The organism is Myroides sp. A21, from assembly GCF_000807225.1.
GTDB classification, from domain to species: Bacteria; Bacteroidota; Bacteroidia; order Flavobacteriales; family Flavobacteriaceae; genus Flavobacterium; species Flavobacterium odoratimimum.
The window spans coordinates 3751815-3770581 of sequence record NZ_CP010327.1 but is presented as its reverse complement, the minus strand read 5'-3'; the positions used below and the strand labels follow the sequence as shown (position 1 = coordinate 3770581).

At 33.7% G+C, this 18767-nt stretch carries 12 protein-coding genes and 3 pseudogenes; 13 read left to right on the top strand and 2 right to left on the bottom strand.

Features of this window, described 5'->3' with window-relative positions; all coding sequences use genetic code 11:
- Window positions 1-6: 6 nt before the first annotated feature.
- From MYRA21_RS16800 to MYRA21_RS16750, 11 genes and pseudogenes are all read left to right on the top strand, one after another.
- The gene (locus tag MYRA21_RS16800; RefSeq protein ID WP_006258191.1) at window positions 7-546 is read left to right on the top strand and encodes an RNA polymerase sigma factor; all 540 of its coding nucleotides are present in this window, start codon (window positions 7-9) and stop codon (window positions 544-546) included.
- Between the two features lie 95 nt (window positions 547-641).
- Window positions 642-1571 carry a FecR family protein gene (locus MYRA21_RS16795; RefSeq protein ID WP_006258190.1) on the top strand — a complete coding sequence of 310 codons (930 nt, stop codon included), beginning with the start codon at window positions 642-644 and terminating at the stop codon, window positions 1569-1571.
- A 152-nt stretch (window positions 1572-1723) separates the two neighbouring features.
- The gene (locus MYRA21_RS16790; RefSeq protein WP_006258189.1) at window positions 1724-5209 is read left to right on the top strand and encodes a TonB-dependent receptor; all 3486 of its coding nucleotides are present in this window, start codon (window positions 1724-1726) and stop codon (window positions 5207-5209) included.
- 12 nt (window positions 5210-5221) lie between these two features.
- The gene (locus MYRA21_RS16785) at window positions 5222-6958 is read left to right on the top strand and encodes a RagB/SusD family nutrient uptake outer membrane protein (RefSeq protein WP_006263994.1); all 1737 of its coding nucleotides are present in this window, start codon (window positions 5222-5224) and stop codon (window positions 6956-6958) included.
- 16 nt (window positions 6959-6974) lie between these two features.
- The gene (locus tag MYRA21_RS16780; RefSeq protein WP_039329973.1) at window positions 6975-8960 is read left to right on the top strand and encodes an endonuclease/exonuclease/phosphatase family protein; all 1986 of its coding nucleotides are present in this window, start codon (window positions 6975-6977) and stop codon (window positions 8958-8960) included.
- Between the two features lies 1 nt (window position 8961).
- A complete protein-coding gene (locus MYRA21_RS16775; RefSeq protein WP_039329971.1) occupies window positions 8962-10314 on the top strand; it encodes an alkaline phosphatase family protein in 1353 nt (450 codons plus the stop codon).
- A gap of 258 nt (window positions 10315-10572) precedes the next feature.
- On the top strand, window positions 10573-12150 hold the full coding sequence (locus tag MYRA21_RS16770) for a calcineurin-like phosphoesterase family protein (RefSeq protein ID WP_039329969.1): 1578 nt from the start codon (window positions 10573-10575) through the stop codon (window positions 12148-12150).
- A 274-nt stretch (window positions 12151-12424) separates the two neighbouring features.
- Window positions 12425-13261, top strand: a complete 837-nt coding sequence (locus MYRA21_RS16765) for an AraC family transcriptional regulator (protein ID WP_006261486.1) — start codon at window positions 12425-12427, stop codon at window positions 13259-13261.
- Between the two features lie 65 nt (window positions 13262-13326).
- The gene (rclC, locus tag MYRA21_RS16760; RefSeq protein ID WP_039329967.1) at window positions 13327-13929 is read left to right on the top strand and encodes a reactive chlorine resistance membrane protein RclC; all 603 of its coding nucleotides are present in this window, start codon (window positions 13327-13329) and stop codon (window positions 13927-13929) included.
- 324 nt (window positions 13930-14253) lie between these two features.
- Window positions 14254-15228, top strand: a pseudogene (locus MYRA21_RS16755) (3-oxoacyl-[acyl-carrier-protein] synthase III C-terminal domain-containing protein).
- A gap of 120 nt (window positions 15229-15348) precedes the next feature.
- Complete coding sequence (locus MYRA21_RS16750; RefSeq protein ID WP_006263987.1) at window positions 15349-16056, top strand: prolyl oligopeptidase family serine peptidase; 708 nt, start codon at window positions 15349-15351, stop codon at window positions 16054-16056.
- Between the two features lie 122 nt (window positions 16057-16178).
- On the opposite strand, the pseudogene MYRA21_RS19490 reads toward MYRA21_RS16750, so the two are convergent.
- Window positions 16179-16250 (bottom strand): annotated as a pseudogene (locus MYRA21_RS19490) (virulence protein); the annotation flags it as partial.
- Between the two features lie 9 nt (window positions 16251-16259).
- Window positions 16260-16499, bottom strand: a complete 240-nt coding sequence (locus MYRA21_RS16745; protein WP_039329965.1) for a death-on-curing protein — start codon at window positions 16497-16499, stop codon at window positions 16260-16262.
- Between the two features lie 290 nt (window positions 16500-16789).
- On the opposite strand from MYRA21_RS16745, the gene MYRA21_RS16740 reads away from it, so the two are divergent.
- Both MYRA21_RS16740 and MYRA21_RS16735 read left to right on the top strand, forming a co-directional pair.
- Entirely contained in the window at window positions 16790-17740 is a 951-nt protein-coding gene (locus tag MYRA21_RS16740; protein ID WP_006263985.1) for an RNase H family protein, read from the top strand.
- 578 nt (window positions 17741-18318) lie between these two features.
- Window positions 18319-18666 (top strand): annotated as a pseudogene (locus MYRA21_RS16735) (hypothetical protein); the annotation flags it as partial.
- Between the last annotated feature and the right edge of the window lie 101 nt (window positions 18667-18767).

The following is an 18767-nucleotide window of genomic DNA, read 5'->3' as shown; positions in this document are numbered from 1 at the left end:
CATATAATGATAAGTAAAGAGAAAATGTTTGATGCTTTATATGAAAAGCATTGGTCTGAGTTATATGCTTTTGCTCTTAACGTAACAAGGGATAAAGTTATAGCAGAAGATATTGTACAAGAGGTTTTTATTGATTATTGGAGCCGCATGAATACCATTAATGTAGAACTACCAAGGGCTTATTTTTTTCAAGCTGTTCGAAATCAGTGTGCAAAAGCATTGAGTAATAGAAACTTCAATCAAGTACAAATAGAGAATATAGCTTCTTTAGTTCCAGATCTTGACGAGATACAGTTTGAAGAAGTAAAACAACAATTATTGAACGAAATTAATCAAACTGCAATCTCACTTCTACCAGATAAATGCTTAACTATTTTTAAAATGCGTTTTTATGAGCAATTGTCTTATAAAGAGATTGCCTCTCGTCTAAATATCTCTGAAAGTACAGTAGAGAATCAAGTGAACAAGGCTTTAAAACTGTTGCGAGGAAATACAAGATATATTACAGATATGCATTTTTCTGTATTGTTAAGTATTATGTGTTAAGTAAAGTTTAGCTGTATTATCTAATCGTTAAGTATGGTTTGATACATAGGTGTTTTTTAAAATAGAAGAACATCATAGTATAAAGCATACTAAGAATGATAAAACAGTTTAAAAGAATATTGTCAAAATACGCAGAAGGAAATAGTAATAAAGAAGAAGAATCTTTAGTTAATCAGTATTTTGATCGCATGCAAATGGAAGGTGTGCTTCCAAAAGATGTAAGTACAGCTGTTGGCGAAAGGATGAAAAGAAGAATAAACCTTCAAATTAAACCAGTCCCAAAAACGTCTTTTGCAATGTACTATAAGATAGCAGCAGCAGTAGCAATTGTTTTATCATTATCTTATTATTTTCTTTTCCCTTCAACAAAAGAAATAGAATATGTGGAGCAATTTGCAGTTAAAGGACAACAGCTTCAGTTTTATTTAAGTGACTCTACCTATGTACACTTAAATTCAAATAGTAAATTAATCTACCCTAAAACATTTAACGGAAATTCTCGTGAAGTACAATTAGTAGGAGAAGCTTTTTTTGAAGTAAAACACACTTCAAGAGATACTCCGTTTTTGGTTGTTAGCCCTAAATTAAGAACACAAGTATTAGGAACAAAGTTTAATGTAAACGATAGTCCTAACGAAACAGTACAAGTAAGTGTTTATGAAGGAAAAGTAAAAGTAGAAGACAAACAAACTAAGCAACAGGTTATTTTGGCAAAAGATGAACAAGTGACTTGGACAGATGCAGTAAGTTCATTACAGAAAGCGACTATACAAGAACAGCAGTTTAATCAATGGTATAAAGGAGAAGTCAAATTTAACCAAATGGGGATCCAAGAAGTAATTACAGTATTGAATAGGCGTTTCAATACGCATTTGCAGTTAGCATCAACTAATTTACCAACTTCAACAATTAGTGGCGATTTTACAAGCGATAAAATTGAAGACATCCTTCAAAGTTTGCAATTTATATACGGTCTTCAATATAAGAAGCAAAGTGATGGGAAGATTATAGTACACCTCAAATAGTTTATGTCTAACCACAATATTATGAAATGAAATAACACAACTACAATTAACTACAAAGAAAAAACCTGTACAAAGTGGCAGCGATGAACAGGTTTAGAAGTGATAATTAATTATCCAGCAGAACAATTAACTAAAAAACAAAGATAACAATTATGTATCTCAAATTATTCAAAGGAGGTAAGAAATTATATACTCCATTAGCTACTGCTTTGCTTTTTTTACACTTATTAAGTGCAGAAAACACTTATGCACAACAAAAAGCAGCGACACCGATTTCAATTCAGTTGAATCAAGCTTCTATTACAGATGTTTTTAACGCCATTAAAAAACAATCAAATTACACTTTAATTTATAGTGATAAAGTAACTGCTTTGACCAAAAAAGTGGATATGCATATTGACGCTAAAGACATAAAAGGTATTTTAGATTATATGTCTAAACAATATGGAATTACTTATCAAATTACAGGTTCAACTATCTCTGTAAAATTAGGAGAAGTAAAAACACAAAAGATAAAAGGAATTGTAATGGACGAACAAGGATTGGGGGTCCCAGGAGCTACAGTTATATTAAAGGGAACGGACAAAGGTGTAAGTACAGATTTGGACGGAAATTTTGCTTTGGATGCTGTAGTGGGAAAAGATAGAGTACAAATTTCTTTTATTGGATATAAAACAGTTGAAGTAATAGCAGCTACTAATTTAAAAGTAGCTTTAGTAGAAGACCAAACTAATTTAGATGAAGTAGTAGTGGTGGGATATGGAAAGCAAAAACGAGTAAATGTTACAGGAGCTGTAGATCAAGTAGGAGCAGAGGTGTTTAAAGATCGCCCTGTTTCTAATGTAGCTAAAGCATTACAAGGAGAAATAGGAAACCTAAACCTTATCATAGGAGATGGAAAACCTACCAGAAGTGCAACATTTAATGTGCGTGGTACAACTTCAATTGGAGGAGGAGGGAATGCTTTGGTATTAATAGATGGAGTACCTGGTGATCCTTCTTTATTAAATCCCAATGATATAGAAAGTGTATCTGTTCTTAAAGATGCTGCTTCTGCAGCTATTTATGGAGCAAGAGGAAGTTTTGGAGTAGTTCTAATTACCACTAAAGCATCTGAAAATGAAAAGTCAAAGATTAACTTTTCTACCTCTTTTTCGGTTTTAGATCATACAGTTAAACCTGATTTAGTGACTAATGGATACCAATGGGCGAAACAATTTGACGACGCTTATTATTCTTGGAATGATTACAAAATGCATCCGTCTAAAGCAAATAGCGTATTTCCTTTTTCTATGGAATATTTGCAACAACTAAAGGAACATGACGAAAACCCAAGTTTGAGTAAAGTAGATATTGATCCTGTAACTGGAAAATATGTGTACTATGGAAATACAGACTGGATGAAAGAGTTGTATGCAGATATGATTACAGCACAAGAGTATAATTTAAGTGCTAGTGGTGGAGGGGAAAAAGCAAGCTATTACTTATCAGGTAGAATAAATTCTCAAGACGGTATTTTTAGATATAACCCCGATAAATTTAATATGTATAATTTAAGAGGAAAAGGGTCTTTACAAGCAACAAGTTGGTTAAAGTTAGAAAATAACTTTGAATATGCTGAAATGGATTATTTCTTTCCAATCTTAAATCACCCTTCAGATACACCAGTTTGGCGTAGAATATCAGACGAGGCCTTCCCTGTAGCGATGATGTTTAATCCTGATGGAACCTTAACACACAATGCGGCAATTGTATTTGGTAGTTTTGTTTCAGGAGGAAATTATTCAGATACAAACAGACAACAATTGAGAAATACAACAAGTTTTGTTGCTGACGTAATTAAAGATGATTTGAAGTTATATGGAGATTTTACTTTTAGGAATTTAAATGAAGTAGAAACGAAACAATATACTCCAGTGCCATATAGTACCAAACCAGGAGAGTTACTTGAAAGAGGAGAGAATAAGTTAGAAGAGTTGCAAGAGAAAACGACTTATAAGGGGATGAATCTTTATGCAGAATATAAAAAGCAATTCGGTAGTCACTATTTGAAAGGATTAGTAGGATATAATTACGAAAAATTGCGTTTAGACAAGCGCACTTTAGAACGCAATGAGTTAACGAATTCTTTATTACCTGATTTTGGTTTAGCAACTGGAGAGAATATTGTTTTAAAAGGAGGAGGATATCAATGGGCGACTTTAGGGGCTTTCTTTCGATTGAACTATAATTTCAGAGAAAAGTATTTTATAGAAGTAAACGGGAGATATGATGGTTCTTCAAAATTCCCACAGAATCAACAGTGGGGGTTCTTTCCATCAACTTCTGTAGGGTATCGTTTATCACAAGAGAACTTTTGGCAAAACAGTCGTTTAGCAGATATTTTACCTGAGTTGAAATTCAGAGCTTCTTATGGTTCATTAGGAAATGGAAATATCTCTCCTTATCAGTATTTAGAAACGATGTCTGTTAATCAATTAAATGTTTTATTAAACGGAAAAAATCCATTGTATACCAATAAACCAAATGTAATTCCTAATGGATTAACATGGGAGAAGGCTACTACATTCAATATTGGTTTTGATACAGAATGGTTTAACCGACGATTAACAACCTCTTTTGATTGGTACAAACGAGTTACAACAGATATGTATACACAAGGTACGCCTCTGCCACAAGTATTTGGAGCAACAGAACCTAAAGGAAACTATGCTGATTTAGAAACAAAAGGATGGGAGTTGTCGATTGCTTGGAGAGATAAAATCAACTTTAATAAACCTTTGACTTATAAGTTCCGATTTATTCTTTCAGACAATCAGTCTAAGATTACAAAATTTAATAATCCAACAAATTCATTAGATACATATTACAAAGGAATGAAGATAGGAGAAATATGGGGATTTGAAAATGCGGGTTATTTTATTGATCAGAATGATATTAATAATCATGCAGATCAAAGCTATATCCGTGTTTCTGCAGCAAATATATTAATGCCTGGAGATATCAAATTTGCAGATTTAAATGGAGATGGAGTAATTAATATAGGCGATAATACAGTAGATAACCCTGGAGATAGAAAAATTATTGGAAATTCAGCACCTCGTTTTAACTTCGGTTTTAATACTGATTTAGAGTGGAATAATTTCTTCGTATCTGCTTTTTTTCAAGGTGTAGGTAAACGCGATTTTTGGCCTGGAGCAGACAACTCTTTATTTTGGGGTGCATACAATAGACCATACAGTTGGCATCCAACAAAAATGAATGATATGATGTGGTCTGAAGAGAATCCAGATGCTTATTTTCCAAGGATGAGAGGGTATGTTGCTCTTAACAATAGAGGAGAGCTACAAGTACAACAAAGCAAGTATATCCAAAATGCAGCTTATATCCGCTTAAAGAACTTAACAATAGGATATAACTTTCCCAAACAGATGTTAGAAAAGAATAAAATAGAGAGTCTAAGAATTTTCTTTTCAGGACAAAACTTATGGACCTATTCACCCATGTTTAGAGTCTTAAAAACAATGGACCCTGAAGTAATTGATGGAGCAGATCCAGAATTGTCACCAAACGCTGGTAATGGAATGCGTTATCCGATGTTAAAAACATTCTCTTTAGGAATCGATATTACTTTTTAAAACAAGCAAACAATGAAAAAAATAATATTAATAACTGCTTTAGCAGGTTTGTTTATCACAACTTCTTGTTCAAACGACTTGGATCAATTACCCTTTGATAAACTTTCACCAGATGTAGCTTTTACAACAGAAAAAGATTTAGAATTATATAGCAATTCTTTTTATAAAATATTACCTAACGGAAATGATGTCGTTCGTGGAGATAATATGTCTGATTATGTTATTGGTCGAACAATCAATAACTATTTAACAGGTACTTATACAGCCTATGATAGTGGGGGTTGGAGTTGGAGTGATTTGAGAAATATCAATTATTTTTTAGAAAAATCAAAAGGAGCTAAGATCATAGATAAACGGAAAGCACATTACGAAGGATTGGCTCGCTTTTTCAGAGCGTGGTTTTACTTTGATAAAGTAAAGCGTTTTGGCGATGTGCCTTGGTATGACAAAACACTAACAGTAGATGATCCCGATTTGTATAAACCAAGAGATACAAGAGAATTGGTGATGCAAAAGGTTTTAGAAGATTTAGATTTTGCAATTAGTGCTATTGAAGGAGGAAAAGATAATAGTGCTTCACGAATTACCAAACAAGTTGCATTAGCTTTTAAATCTCGAGTATGTCTTTTTGAAGGAACGTATCGAAAATATCATACAGATTTAGGGTTGGTTGGTAGTTCATCAGAGTGGTTAAAACAAGCTGCTAATGCCGCAGATGAATTAATGAAAACATCTTCTTATCGCTTAAATACAGCGCAAGGGAATCAAAGCTATCGAAACTTATTTAATAAAGAAGCTGTAGAAGCTTCTGAAGTGATATTAGCGGCTAATGCAAGTGCAGCTTATAGAATCTTTAATGATGCAAATTGGTATTATACCAGTGCAACGTATGGGAATCGCTCTAATTTGACTAAATCGTTTATCAATACCTATTTAAATATAGATGGCACTCGCTTTACAGATAAAGCTGGGCATGCAACTATACCTTTTTGGGAAGAAGTAAAAGGCAGAGATCAACGTTTAGAACAAACCATTCGAATGGGAGATTACAAAAGAGATGGACAAGCTGCTGCTCCTGATTTCACCTATACTTATACAGGTTATCAACCCAAAAAATTAACCTTAGATTCTTCTGCTACAGATGGAGTAGCAGAAAATAATAATACACTGCCTTTAATTAGGTATGCTGAGGTTCTGTTGAATTATGCTGAAGCAAAAGCCGAATTAGAAGAATTTACAGGTGCTGATTGGGACAAAACAATCAAGTTGCTAAGAGAAAGAGCAGGTATTACCAATAGTAGTATACCAACAGTCGCAGATGCTTATTTAAAACAAGAGTTTTTTCCAAACATATCAGATGCAAATTTATTAGAAATTCGAAGAGAAAGAGGAATAGAGCTGGTGTTAGAAGGGTTTAGATATGATGATTTAAGACGTTGGAAGTTAGGAGGGCTTTTAACCAAAAGCTATGAGGGAATGTATGTACCAGCCATGAATACACCATTAGATATGAATGGGGATGGTAAGTCAGATGTTTCTTTTGTAACAAAAGTACCTGCAAATCCACAAAAAGGAGTGTACTACTATATTATTGATAACAACCAGTATAAGTTGTCTAATGGTGATTCTGGGACACTTATAATTATGGACAATCTAAAACGTATCTATGAAAACCATCAGTATGTATTCCCAATTCCATATAGCGCAATTGTATTAAATAGTAAATTAAGTCAGAATCAAGGTTGGTAATTTAATTGTAATAGAAATGAAAAGTCAAATAATAAGAATAATTCAAGTAGTGGTTTTATTACTTTGTTGTATCTCTTGTAATTATGAAGATGATTATACAAATAAAAACCCAAAGAAGGATCCTACAAAGTTGTTTACTCTAACAGCCTTGGTGGTAAATAAGATAGAGTCTCCTTTAGCTAAGGCAGAAGTAACTTTATATGACGAAAAGCAGAAAGAGATAAAAAAACAGGAATCTTCAACAACAGGAGCAGCTGTGTTTAGCGATTTGGTTGCTGGAAGCTATAGGTTAAAGAGTAGTTACGAAAATCAAGTCAACGAAGTAGTGGTAGAAATAAAGAATGAAGACAAAGAAGTCAAGATCAAATTAGATATTGTTCCAAAGGATGTTGTTCTTCAAAATTCTCCTATTGTAATTACTGGAATACAGGCCGATCCACGAGGGACAGATGCAGCAGCTAATGGCACATCCTCTACTTATGATGGAGGTAAAGTAGTTGTAAATCATATTGGAGGGTACGAGTATGTACAGTTAATGGCTTTAGAGGATATTGATTTTGAGCGTACACCTTATAGTGTAGTTATGGCAAACAATGGTATTGTTGGAGATAGAGGATGGGCACAAGGAGGAAATGTAACCTATAAGTTTGATTTAGTATCAGGAAAGGCAAAAAAGGGAACCTTCTTTTATGTAGGAGGAAAGTCAAAGGTACTTTCAGGTTATGGCAGTTGTGGAAAAAGTACAGATATCAGTACGTCTAATTGGATTGCTACAAAAGACTATAAATTAGAAGCAGGAGACGGTTTTGGAGATCCTAATGGAGGAATCTTAGGGAATTTAGGGAAAGATGGTCAGAATGTAGCAGATGGTGTTGCAGTGTTCAAAGGAACAACAGTTACAGGAGAATCAATTCCTTTAGACGCTGTTTTTTATGGTACCTCATTAGACGGAGTATATGATTCGGTTAACAATTGGGGATATCGTGTGCCAGAACAAAATGACCGTTATGCAACAAAAAATAAAGAAGGTAAAGCACAACCGTTTTTTGGACAAGGTTCCAATGTACATTTGTTTAGTCAACCAGGTTCGGATGTAGGAGATTTTATCAAGTTAGGTGGTTCTACAGATAGAAAGGAATGGAAGGTACTGAGAAATTCTACTATTGTACAGCTAAGTTATTGTGCAGGAGAATCTTCTTTAACAGACATCGAGAGAGCCAATGGAGTAACAGTATTTGCAGAAGGAAATACAACACCAGAAGTACCTGAGCCTTCAAAAGGAAATGTAAGTGTCATGTCTTTTAATATTCGTCATCACGATGCTACAGATCCCTATTCATTAGAGAGTAGAAAGGAGTATATCTTACAAGTGATTATAGACGAAATGCCAGACATTGTTGGGTTGCAAGAGTTTTCTGATAATTGGTTTGAAACATGGATGCAACAACAGATGGCAGCCAAAGGTTATGGGTATTATATGGACGAAGCTAATTCATACGGATCACCTAAAGTGATCTTCTATAAAAAAGATCGTTTTGATTTGAGAGGGAGTGCTACTTATCAAATGAAATATACTGAGAATAGAAGTGGTGCATGGGTGGTGTTATTTGACAAGCAAAAGCAAAAAGAATATTTTGTAACGAATAGTCATTGGACAACTGTTTCTTCAGAAGATAGAACAAAAATGGCTAAAGATGTCGTTAATATTATCGAACAAAATTACCAGAATCGCCCTGTAATTTGTATAGGAGATTTTAATGGACAACCTCATACTACAGAAATTAATGTTTTAAAAACAACAACGCAACCAAAATTGTTGAATGCTGTAGACGAATCATTAAAAACATTTCACAAATGGGGGCCAACAGGTTCAACTACTTTAGATTATATCTTTTATTCTTCTCCTTTCAAATTAATAGAAGGAAAAGTAATACGAACAAGTTTTGGCGCAATATGGCCTTCAGATCATTGGCCTGTTATGGCAACTTTTACGATAGATTAATATGAAAAAAATACTAATTGCGATAGGGCTTTTTTGTGGTTTAAATACAACCGCTATAGCTCAAGAAAAAACACCTCATATTGTATTAATTACAATCGATGGTTTTAGACCAGATTTCTATTTAGAAGAGCAATGGGGAATGCATACAGTACGAGAGTTAATGAAAAATGGAGTAGCTGCTAAGGCAGTTACTCCTATCTTCCCTTCTGTTACTTATCCAGATCACACAACCATTATTACAGGAGAACTTCCTGCTCAACATGGAATAGTATATAACAATATTTTTGACCCTGCTACAGGCTCTCAAAAGTGGTATTGGGATTATAGTGCAATTAAAATACCAACACTATATGATGTGGTGAAGCAAAAAAAACTGACTTCTGCTAATGTAATTTGGCCTGTAACAGTCAATGCGCCTATCGATTATAATGTTCCTGATATATGGGATCTTACTAACGGATACGATAGAAGAAGTATTACAGCTTTATATACTACACCTTATAGTTTGTGGCGCGAGATACAAAATGAAGCAACAGGAACATTAAGAGCTAAAGATTGGGCAATGACAGAAGAAGAGCTGATTATGGATGAGAATATTGCACGTATGGGAAGTTATATGATTCAGCAGTATCAACCGAATCTATTAACCCTTCACTTTCCATGTACAGATCACTATGAGCACCAAGATGGTTTGGATAGTCCTTTGGTACGTGCCAGTGTTGCTGGAGCTGATCGTGCAATCAAAACAATTATTGAGGCATTAGATCGTTCAAAACTGAAAGATAACTATGTAATAATTATTACAGGAGATCATGGGTTTGATAAAATCACACACCGTTTACAACCTAATATTTGGTTAAAGGATGCAGGACTGTTAGACGACGCAAAAACAATGGACTGGAAAGCAATGTTTCATACCCAAGGAGGTTCTGCTTTCTTGAGAGTGCAAGGAAAGAATAAAGTAAAAACAATCGAAAAGGTTAAAACTTTATTAGAAAAACAACCACAAGAAATTAGAAACCGCTATCGCATGATATCAAAAGAAGAGCTACAAAAGCTTGGTGCAGATCCAGAGGCAGAGTTAGCCTTAACAGGTTTAGATCACACAACATTTGGTGGAGGCCTTAAAGGAGAAGTATTGAGTAAGTTAAATAAAGAAGGTGGAGCACACGGATTTTTGAATAGCGATAAAAGTATGCAAACTGGATTTGTTGCTTTTGGAAAAGGAATAAAACAAGGAGTGGTGATCGAACAAATGGCTTTGATAGATATTTGCCCCTTTATTAGTGAATTATTGGAACTGGATTTTAAATTTCTTTCAAAAGAGTTAAAACAACAACTACTAAGTATCTAAAGATAGAATTAATGTTATAAAGAAGGCTACTCTTTAAAATAATAGTAGTCAAATTCGGAAGATTGTAATTTTTAAATTAATTAAGTTACATAAGCTTAACAATAGCATAAGATTAGTGTAGGAAGACATCACTAATTTTGGGCATTGAAAAAAAGTGACATTCTGAACAGTAAGGGGATATTATCAAATCATTAAATATTCTTTTTCGTAACGAAATACTTTAATACGCTCTATTTGTAACAACATAAACCATATATAATGAAAAAAAGATTCTTTACTGTTGCCTTCTTATTTACGGCAGCATTAGCCATTGGGCAGACTAGTGTTCGTGGCTATGTATTCGAGGATGCTAATAAGAACGGAAAAAAAGACAGAAGTGAAAAGGTATTAGCTGGGGTAGCGGTATCTAATGGAGTGGAGGTCGTACAGACTGATGATAAAGGACTGTATGAACTGCCTTTAACAGGGGATAATCAAATCTTTGTGATTAAACCAAGTCAATACGCTACTGTGTTAGACCAATATAATCTACCTGCCTCTTATGTAACGCATAAACCTAAAGGATCGCCAATAGGAACCAAGTATGAAGGTGTAGCTCCTACAGGGAAATTGCCAAAAGAAGTAAACTTTGGATTGATTGCACAAGAGGAGTCAGCAGATTTTAAGGCTTTTATCTTTGGAGACCCTCAGCCATATAGTCTGGAGGAACTAGATTACTTTAAAAAAGCAGTAGTAGATGAGGTAAAGAATAAGACAGAAGGAATCTCTTTTGGTATCAGTCTAGGTGATTTAGTAGGAGATAAATTAGACTTGCATACGCCTTATAAAGAGGTGATGAAAGAAGTGGGGCTACCATGGTATAATGTGATGGGAAATCACGATATGAACTATGAGGCAACTGAGGATATCTACTCTGATGAGACCTTTGAGAAGAACTTCGGACCTGCTAATTATGCATTTAATTATGGGGATGCTCACTTTATCGTATTAGATGATATTCTATATCCTCACCCAATTAAAAAGAAAGGGTACCTAGGTGGTTTTAGACAAGATCAATTAGACTTTGTGAAGAACAATCTGAAGTTCGTTCCTAAAGATAAGTTAGTGGTAATTTCTTTTCATATTCCATTATTTGTTGGAAACGAAAAACACTTCGATCAAGAGTCAAGACAGCAGTTATTGGATTTGCTTAAAGAGCATGAGAATATCTTACTATTGTCTGCACATACTCACTATCAGATGCATCAGTTCTATACGAAAGAACAAGGATGGTCAGGTATAAAACCATTACATGAGTATAATGTTGGGACAACTTCAGGCGACTGGTACTCAGGCGAGTTTAACGAGTTAGGTGTGCCTGCTTCTACTATGAGAGATGGAACCCCGAGAGGATATGCTACTTTAATAGTTAAGGGGAATCAGTATGAGTTAGACTATAAAGTGTCTGGGGAATCAGATGATTATAAAATGGAATTGTTTATGCCTAAGGTTATTGCGGATAAGAAATCGAATAACTATCAGGTATATACGAATGTCTTTATGGGAACAGAGAAAGACCTAGTACAGTATAGAATAGATGGAGGAGAGTGGAAAGAGATGAAGAAAGAAGAGAGTTTTGATCCAAGCTTCTATGCAGCAGTTCAAAAGTATGATTTGACAGAAAAATTATTAACTGGAAAGAAACCTTCTCACCCGATTAAATCATCTCATTTATGGAGTGCTAAGTTACCTTTTAATATTGGGGTAGGAGAGCATAAAGTAGAAGTGAAGGTGACAGATATGTTTGGTAGAGAGCATATCGCACAAAAGACATACAAAATCGAGAAAAGTAAATAGTATAGTTTTTTATAAGGTTTAGATTCTTCATCATTATAGCGAGCTCGCTTATAATTGAATCAGGATTTAAATTAAGTGTGTTGAAAGGGCTCAGTATCGTTAGATATTGGGCTTTTTCTGTTTGTGTAGGGGAGTTATAAGAAGGTCTTCTGCTATATCTATTCTTAGAAGAATCATAAAATGTTTTCAGAGCGTTTTCTTCCTATTATCTTTACTAGACATATAAAATGAAAAATGAATATGACTAATTTAGAACTAACGAAAGCTTAGTATTATGCATTATTCTATAAAAGTAAACACGCAGCAGTTAGAAGGAGCGTTATCTCCTATAAATAAGCCTTATTATTTTGCTATTCTTATAGATGGTGAAGCTACTTTTTCTTTAGATTTTAATAGATACTCTTGCTCTGGACAGTATATTTTATTTTTATCTCCTTATCAGTTGTTGACATGGGAAAAAGTAGAAATTAAGTCAATGAAGACTATACAGTTTCATGGAGACTTCTATTGTATAGAATATCACAAAGAGGAGGTAGCATGTAATGGGGTCTTGTTTAACGCATTATTTGACGCTCCTTATGTTCCTATTCAGTCATCTTTATTTCTAGAATTGACTCAGCTTTTTGATAAAATAGAGCAATTAGAACACCAACAGTCTGCTTATGATATTCCGATTCTCAAGACGTATTTACAATTGGTATTAGCCCTGAGTAGTAAGGAGAAACAGTTGATCAATAAGAAACAAAAGACTTCAGGACTGTTCTTAGAAGATATAGTTAGCTTTCAAGAGATGCTAGAAGAGCATTTTATGGAGTCTAGAGCAGTAGCATTTTATGCAGAGCAGTATCATTTATCTGTTGATGTGTTTAGTAAAAAGGTTAGAAAGCATTATGGAAAAACACCTTCTAAATTAATCCAGGAACGCCTTATTTTGGAAGCAAAAAAACAACTTCATCTGACTTATAAGAGTGTAAAAGAGATAGCTAAGATATTAGGATTTGAGGATGAGTTTTATTTTAGTCGTTATTTTAAGAAAGAAGTAGGTGTATCTCCTAAGATATTCAGAGAACAAGTAGGAATATCAGTAGTGGCAAAAAAGTCTATGGAATAGAAGGAATAGTCCATGTTATCTCTCTGCTAAACCTTCTAGTTTTGTTGAAAAATAAAATAAAACCAATGAAAAAAATTTTAGTATTATTTAGTAGCTTACAAGAGAAATCGATTCATTTTCTTCGTTTATCTATCTGTATTGTCATGGTTTGGATAGGAGGGCTAAAAGCTTTTCAATATGAAGCGGATGGTATTGTACCTTTTGTAACGAATAGTCCTTTTATGAGCTTTTTTTATCAGAATTCAACAAAAACAGTATTAGATGAATCTGGCAAAGAAGTATATGAATATACTCAACATAAAAATCCCGAGGGCAAAGTAGTGCAGAAGAACATTGATTGGCATAAACAGAATGGTACTTATGTGTTTTCGTATATTCTAGGTACAGTGATTGTAAGTATAGGGATACTCGTATTATTAGGGATATGGTATCCTAGACTCGGTTTTTTAGGAGGGGTATTAACATTAGGAATGTCTTTGGTCACACTATCATTTCTAATTACTACCCCAGAAGTATATGTGCCTAATTTAGGAGGTGATTTTCCTACACCTAACTATGGATTTCCTTATTTATCAGGTGCTGGAAGGCTAGTCTTAAAGGACATTATCATGATGGCAGGAGGATTAGTGATCGCTGGTGATTCAGCACGTAATTTGCTTTATAAGTGATTAATAGAATTAGAATATAAAATAAAGTAAAAATAAAAGCTTAGTACTTATCTAGTATTAAGCTTTTATTCTTAGAGGAGATAATAATTTTTGAAAGTATACTATTATTTTTAATAACCGAAATGTGTGTACTAGTTAAAAAGAATTAATTAATATGAGTTAAAACATTTTATATTATTGCTATTTAATGTTTTTATTATTTGTAATTATTGCAATTTAAATGTGCTTTATGGTTGTTTTTTTGCATATTTATTATTTTTTATTTATAAAAAGTAATACTTTTATAAATGGTTAAAAAAAGTAATAATCAAAAAACATTTTAATATGAAATTGCAACACACGTATTTTTATCATCCCTCTAATATTGAATGTAATGAGGAAGTAATTAAACAATTCGAAAGCCAAGGTGTCTCTATGAAAAAGATACAAGAAGCACTTGGTAGACATAATCGATTTGTAGTCGCTAAAGAGTCAAATGAAACTACGGTTTCTATGGGAATTTAGGCGGCAAAAGGAGTTTTAAAACAAAGTGGTATCTCAATAGAAGAAATAGATATTATTGTCTTTGTGACTTGTACTCCAGAGCATCAGATACCTTGTGACTCTATTTTTATACACCAAGCTTTGCAAGGAAAGAATAATACAATGTGTTATGATATTAACGCTAATTGTATTGGGGCTTTTGTAGCATTAGATCAAGTGACGCATTATCTCAATAGCAGTAGTAGAGCTAAAAATGCTTTAGTAGTTTGTTCTGATCAGTTATCTCGTATTTTAGATAGCCAAAACCCTGTAACAGCTTTTTGTTTTTCAGATTCTGCTTTTGCATTTATAGTAGAGAAAGAGACTACTACATCTGGATTAATAGACGTCATGTATCATACAGATAGTAGTTTTTGTGATACTGTTCTGTATCCACCCCAAGGACATTCTTGTTCTTTATCTGATGAATTAACAATGTGGGATACATCATTTGATGGAAGTGGAAGTGTGGAGTTTGCTTTAGATAAAATAGAGGTCTTTTTAGCAAAGAACAATCTAAAAATAGAAGATATCAGTTTATTCTTATTCTCTCAGTTATCGCTAAAAAACATTAAGATTATTAAATCACATTATCACTTACCAGAAGAAAAAGTACCTTTTTATTCAAAAGAGTTTGGTTATTCAGGAGCTTCTAGTCCTTTTTTAGCTTTACATCAATACCAGAAAGAAGGAACACCTCTAAAAGAAGGCGATTATTTTTTAATGTGGACATTAGGGGCAGGGTATCAGGCTGGTTTAATGTTGTGGAAATACTAAGTGTTTAGATGTTAGTTATCTAACTTTACATAAGGTGAAACTCAGTAAATTCAATGCTTACAGTGATTTTTTTGTTTTGAATTTAACAGATTAAAAGTATATTTACTTTCAAAAAAAACTATGAAATTTCTTACGGTATTAATCTGTCTGGTCTCATTGACGACCTTTGCTCAACCCAAAGCTATTTTGGATAAAACGACTTATCAATTTTGGTTAAATGAACCTAAAGTCGTAGAAGAAAAGAATCCTCTTATTATCTTTTTACATGGGAGAAGTCTTTCGGGAACTAATATAGATAGGGTAAAGAGATATGGTGCGTTAAAAGGAATAGAGAAGGGATTAGATATCCCCGCTTATTTAGTAGCTCCTCAATTGCCTTCTGGGCCATGGAATGCGGATAAGGTTGACGAAATCGTAAGTTATATGATTGCAAATTACAATATCGATGAGAGTCGCATTTATGTAACTGGAATGAGTTTAGGAGGATATGGTACGATGAAATATGCTGGTAAATATCCTAATCGTATAGCAGCTGCTATCGCTATCTGCGGAGGAGGAGAAGAAAGAGATGCCTGTGCTGTGACTAATATCCCTATTAAGCTTATTCATGGTGATAAAGACTTTATCGTACCACTAAAAGAGTCTAAGAAGATAATGACTGCAATCCAAAAGTGTGATAAAAAAGCGCCTGTAGAACTACAAGTAGTCAAAGGAGGTACGCATGGTAGTGTAGAAGATCTATATCGACACATGGAGGTATATAATTGGTTATTACAACATGTGAAGAGTAATGCCTCAATTAGTTCAGAAAACAAAGAAGAAATCTAAGTATAACATAAACAAAACACCCAAAGTCAAAAAGCTTTGGGTGTTTTATTTACATATTATTGGCTAATGTCTTCGCTGTTTTTAAGATATACTCTATAAAATCTTCTTCTACTCTGGAGATGTCATCTAGTTGCCCATTGTCTAAACTTAGTTTCTTGAATGCTTTTTACCCTATAACCTACAGGTATGATTAAATCTAGATTTTAAAACTTGACAGGTTTGTCTGAATTTGCAATGTACAAATTTTGCACATTGGTTTGTTCTACTAGTTCTCCTTCTTCAAATACATTTTTTATGTGTTTGGTAATGACAGTTCTGTCTTTTTGAAATAATTCTGCCATTTGGGCTTGAGTTAGCCATACTGTTTCGTTCTCTAAACAGGTCTCTATCTTAGCGAGGCCATCTTCTGTCTGATAAATAAGGATACTTCCATGCTCTGCCATAACATTTTTTTTAAGTTTATAAGTACTTTATATACCACCAAAACCATACTGTAAATTAACAACTTTATATTTATTTAGAGAGCAGTTTTATGTTTTATCCTTATAGCTATAGCCTAGCGTATTGTGTTTTGAAAATGAGAGTTTTGTTTTGTCATTTTGAGATATTGATATGAAAAACACTTTTTAAGTTATAAATATGTAAGGGGGAATATTCTTAATTCCTAAGAGGTTTTCTATTGTGATTTACTCAGAAGTCCTTATCTTTAAGTACTCAAATACCCTTAATAGATATGAAATATAAAATAGACCTATATACTCGCGTAAAGATAGATACCTCTAGTGACGCTAAGGCGTATGCTAATATGTTGTGTATAGGTGATCAATGCAAAACATTTGCAGAAGGGTTTATAGAAAACTCTCAATCTCGTATTTCGCTTATGGCTATTGTGAAGGGATTGGAGCAGATTAAAGAAGGAGCAGAGGTGACTATTTATGCAACTTCTAAGTATGTGATGAATACCTTTGAGAAAGGGTGGGTGTTAAATTGGAAATACAATGATTGGTTAAAAGCAGATGGAGAGCCTCCATTGAATGTTGATCTATGGATGCGCTTTGCAGTTCAGATGGAGAGACATAAATTAACCTTTAACTATGTGTCTAATTATAAAAAGTATCCTCAACTAGTAGAGTGTAGAGATGTAGGCGCTGCTATACTATTACAACCCAACTTACTGATAGATGAGGTGTATAGAGCTTATCTAGAGGAGTTACAGTACAAGTTACACGATTTGATAGATGAGCATCGTGTAGCAGAGATAGAGGTGGTATTAGATACGATAGAGGAACCCGAAGAAGAGATTGTTTATGAGCCTGTATATGAGTCTTTAGATGAGATAGAGGATGAGCACGAAGACGAGGAGGAAGAAACAGAAGAGAGTCAAAGTCATACTCGTCCAACAGTATTTACTAGAATGCCTAGTGATATTAAATTGTTAGTGACTATCCGAGATCAATTGAATCAATACTTTGCAGATCAACCTACTAAAGTAGAGTTGCGTTCTACCGACTTATACGATGAAATACGTAAAAATAAGACTTTAAAAGAACGCTTTCCTCATCCAGTACTCTTTAACCGCTTCTTGCGTAAACAGCATCAAGAAGGAGTGCTAAAACAGATTATTCCGAACTGTAAGATTGATACTTTTAATACCGATTTTTATCAGTGGTATTTTCATAGATAATTTGGGATGATTTTGTTTTGTGAAAACTTGTTTTAAATGTTTTCAGATTGCTGTCATGGCTTAGTCTTGTTTCCGAAATGCTTTCAAGACCTCCCTAAAACCGTACTTTTTGGGAACAACTCGGAAAGAAGAGAGCAAATTTATAGCACATAAACTTTGTAAGTCATTATACCCATTGTGTTTAGATATAAATATCGAACTCCGTTTTACTTCTATTTACACCTGTTTATTCCCTTTTTTGACTTCGTGATTAATCGGATTATTGTTATTAATTATTAAGCGCTTAGTAATCAATCATAATATTCTCCTAACGATTTGTTCATCTTAATTATCTTTAGTTGGTATTGTTTTAGATGTAATATAATGAACTAAAAATTTTTTCATTATGTTAAACCCTGATTCCGCATTAGCCATATACTACAAAGTAATTCTACTTCATATCTCTTTCATTAGTTCTAAAACCATACTATAGTATGCTTTACTCACTAATTCAGAGCTATTTTGTATAATTACTTTTCGTTTATATGTCTATCTCGTAATCCGGGTTAAAAAAGAAACCAGAAAAGGCCTTAGAAGCTTGGGAGAAGGCAATGGACCTAGTTACTTACCTGTATAAGGAGTCTGTAGTAGATCAGAGTTCTAATCATGCAGATTTAATTGCTTATATCCGAGAGCGGGTGTTAAAGATTCCTTTGAGTATAGAATTATCCACCTTTGAAAACTGTATATTAAGTGATCAACTTGAGAGCACGAGAAGGGAATGTGCTCTATTGCATACCTGTTTAATGTTGACTAAGGCCCTAGGTGTATTAGAAGCAGAGATCATAGACACTTTAATAGAAAGAATTGATGCTGTTAATGCGATTGTTAGTAGTCTTATCGAAGAGGAAGAAAATGAGTGGGATAAATTACTTCTAAGGATATAAATAAATAAGCCCATCGTATGATGGGCTTGATTTTATAATTTGCCTGAAGGGGTAAAATCATTACTTTAGTAATGTATAAATACAAGTTATCAAACATTGTA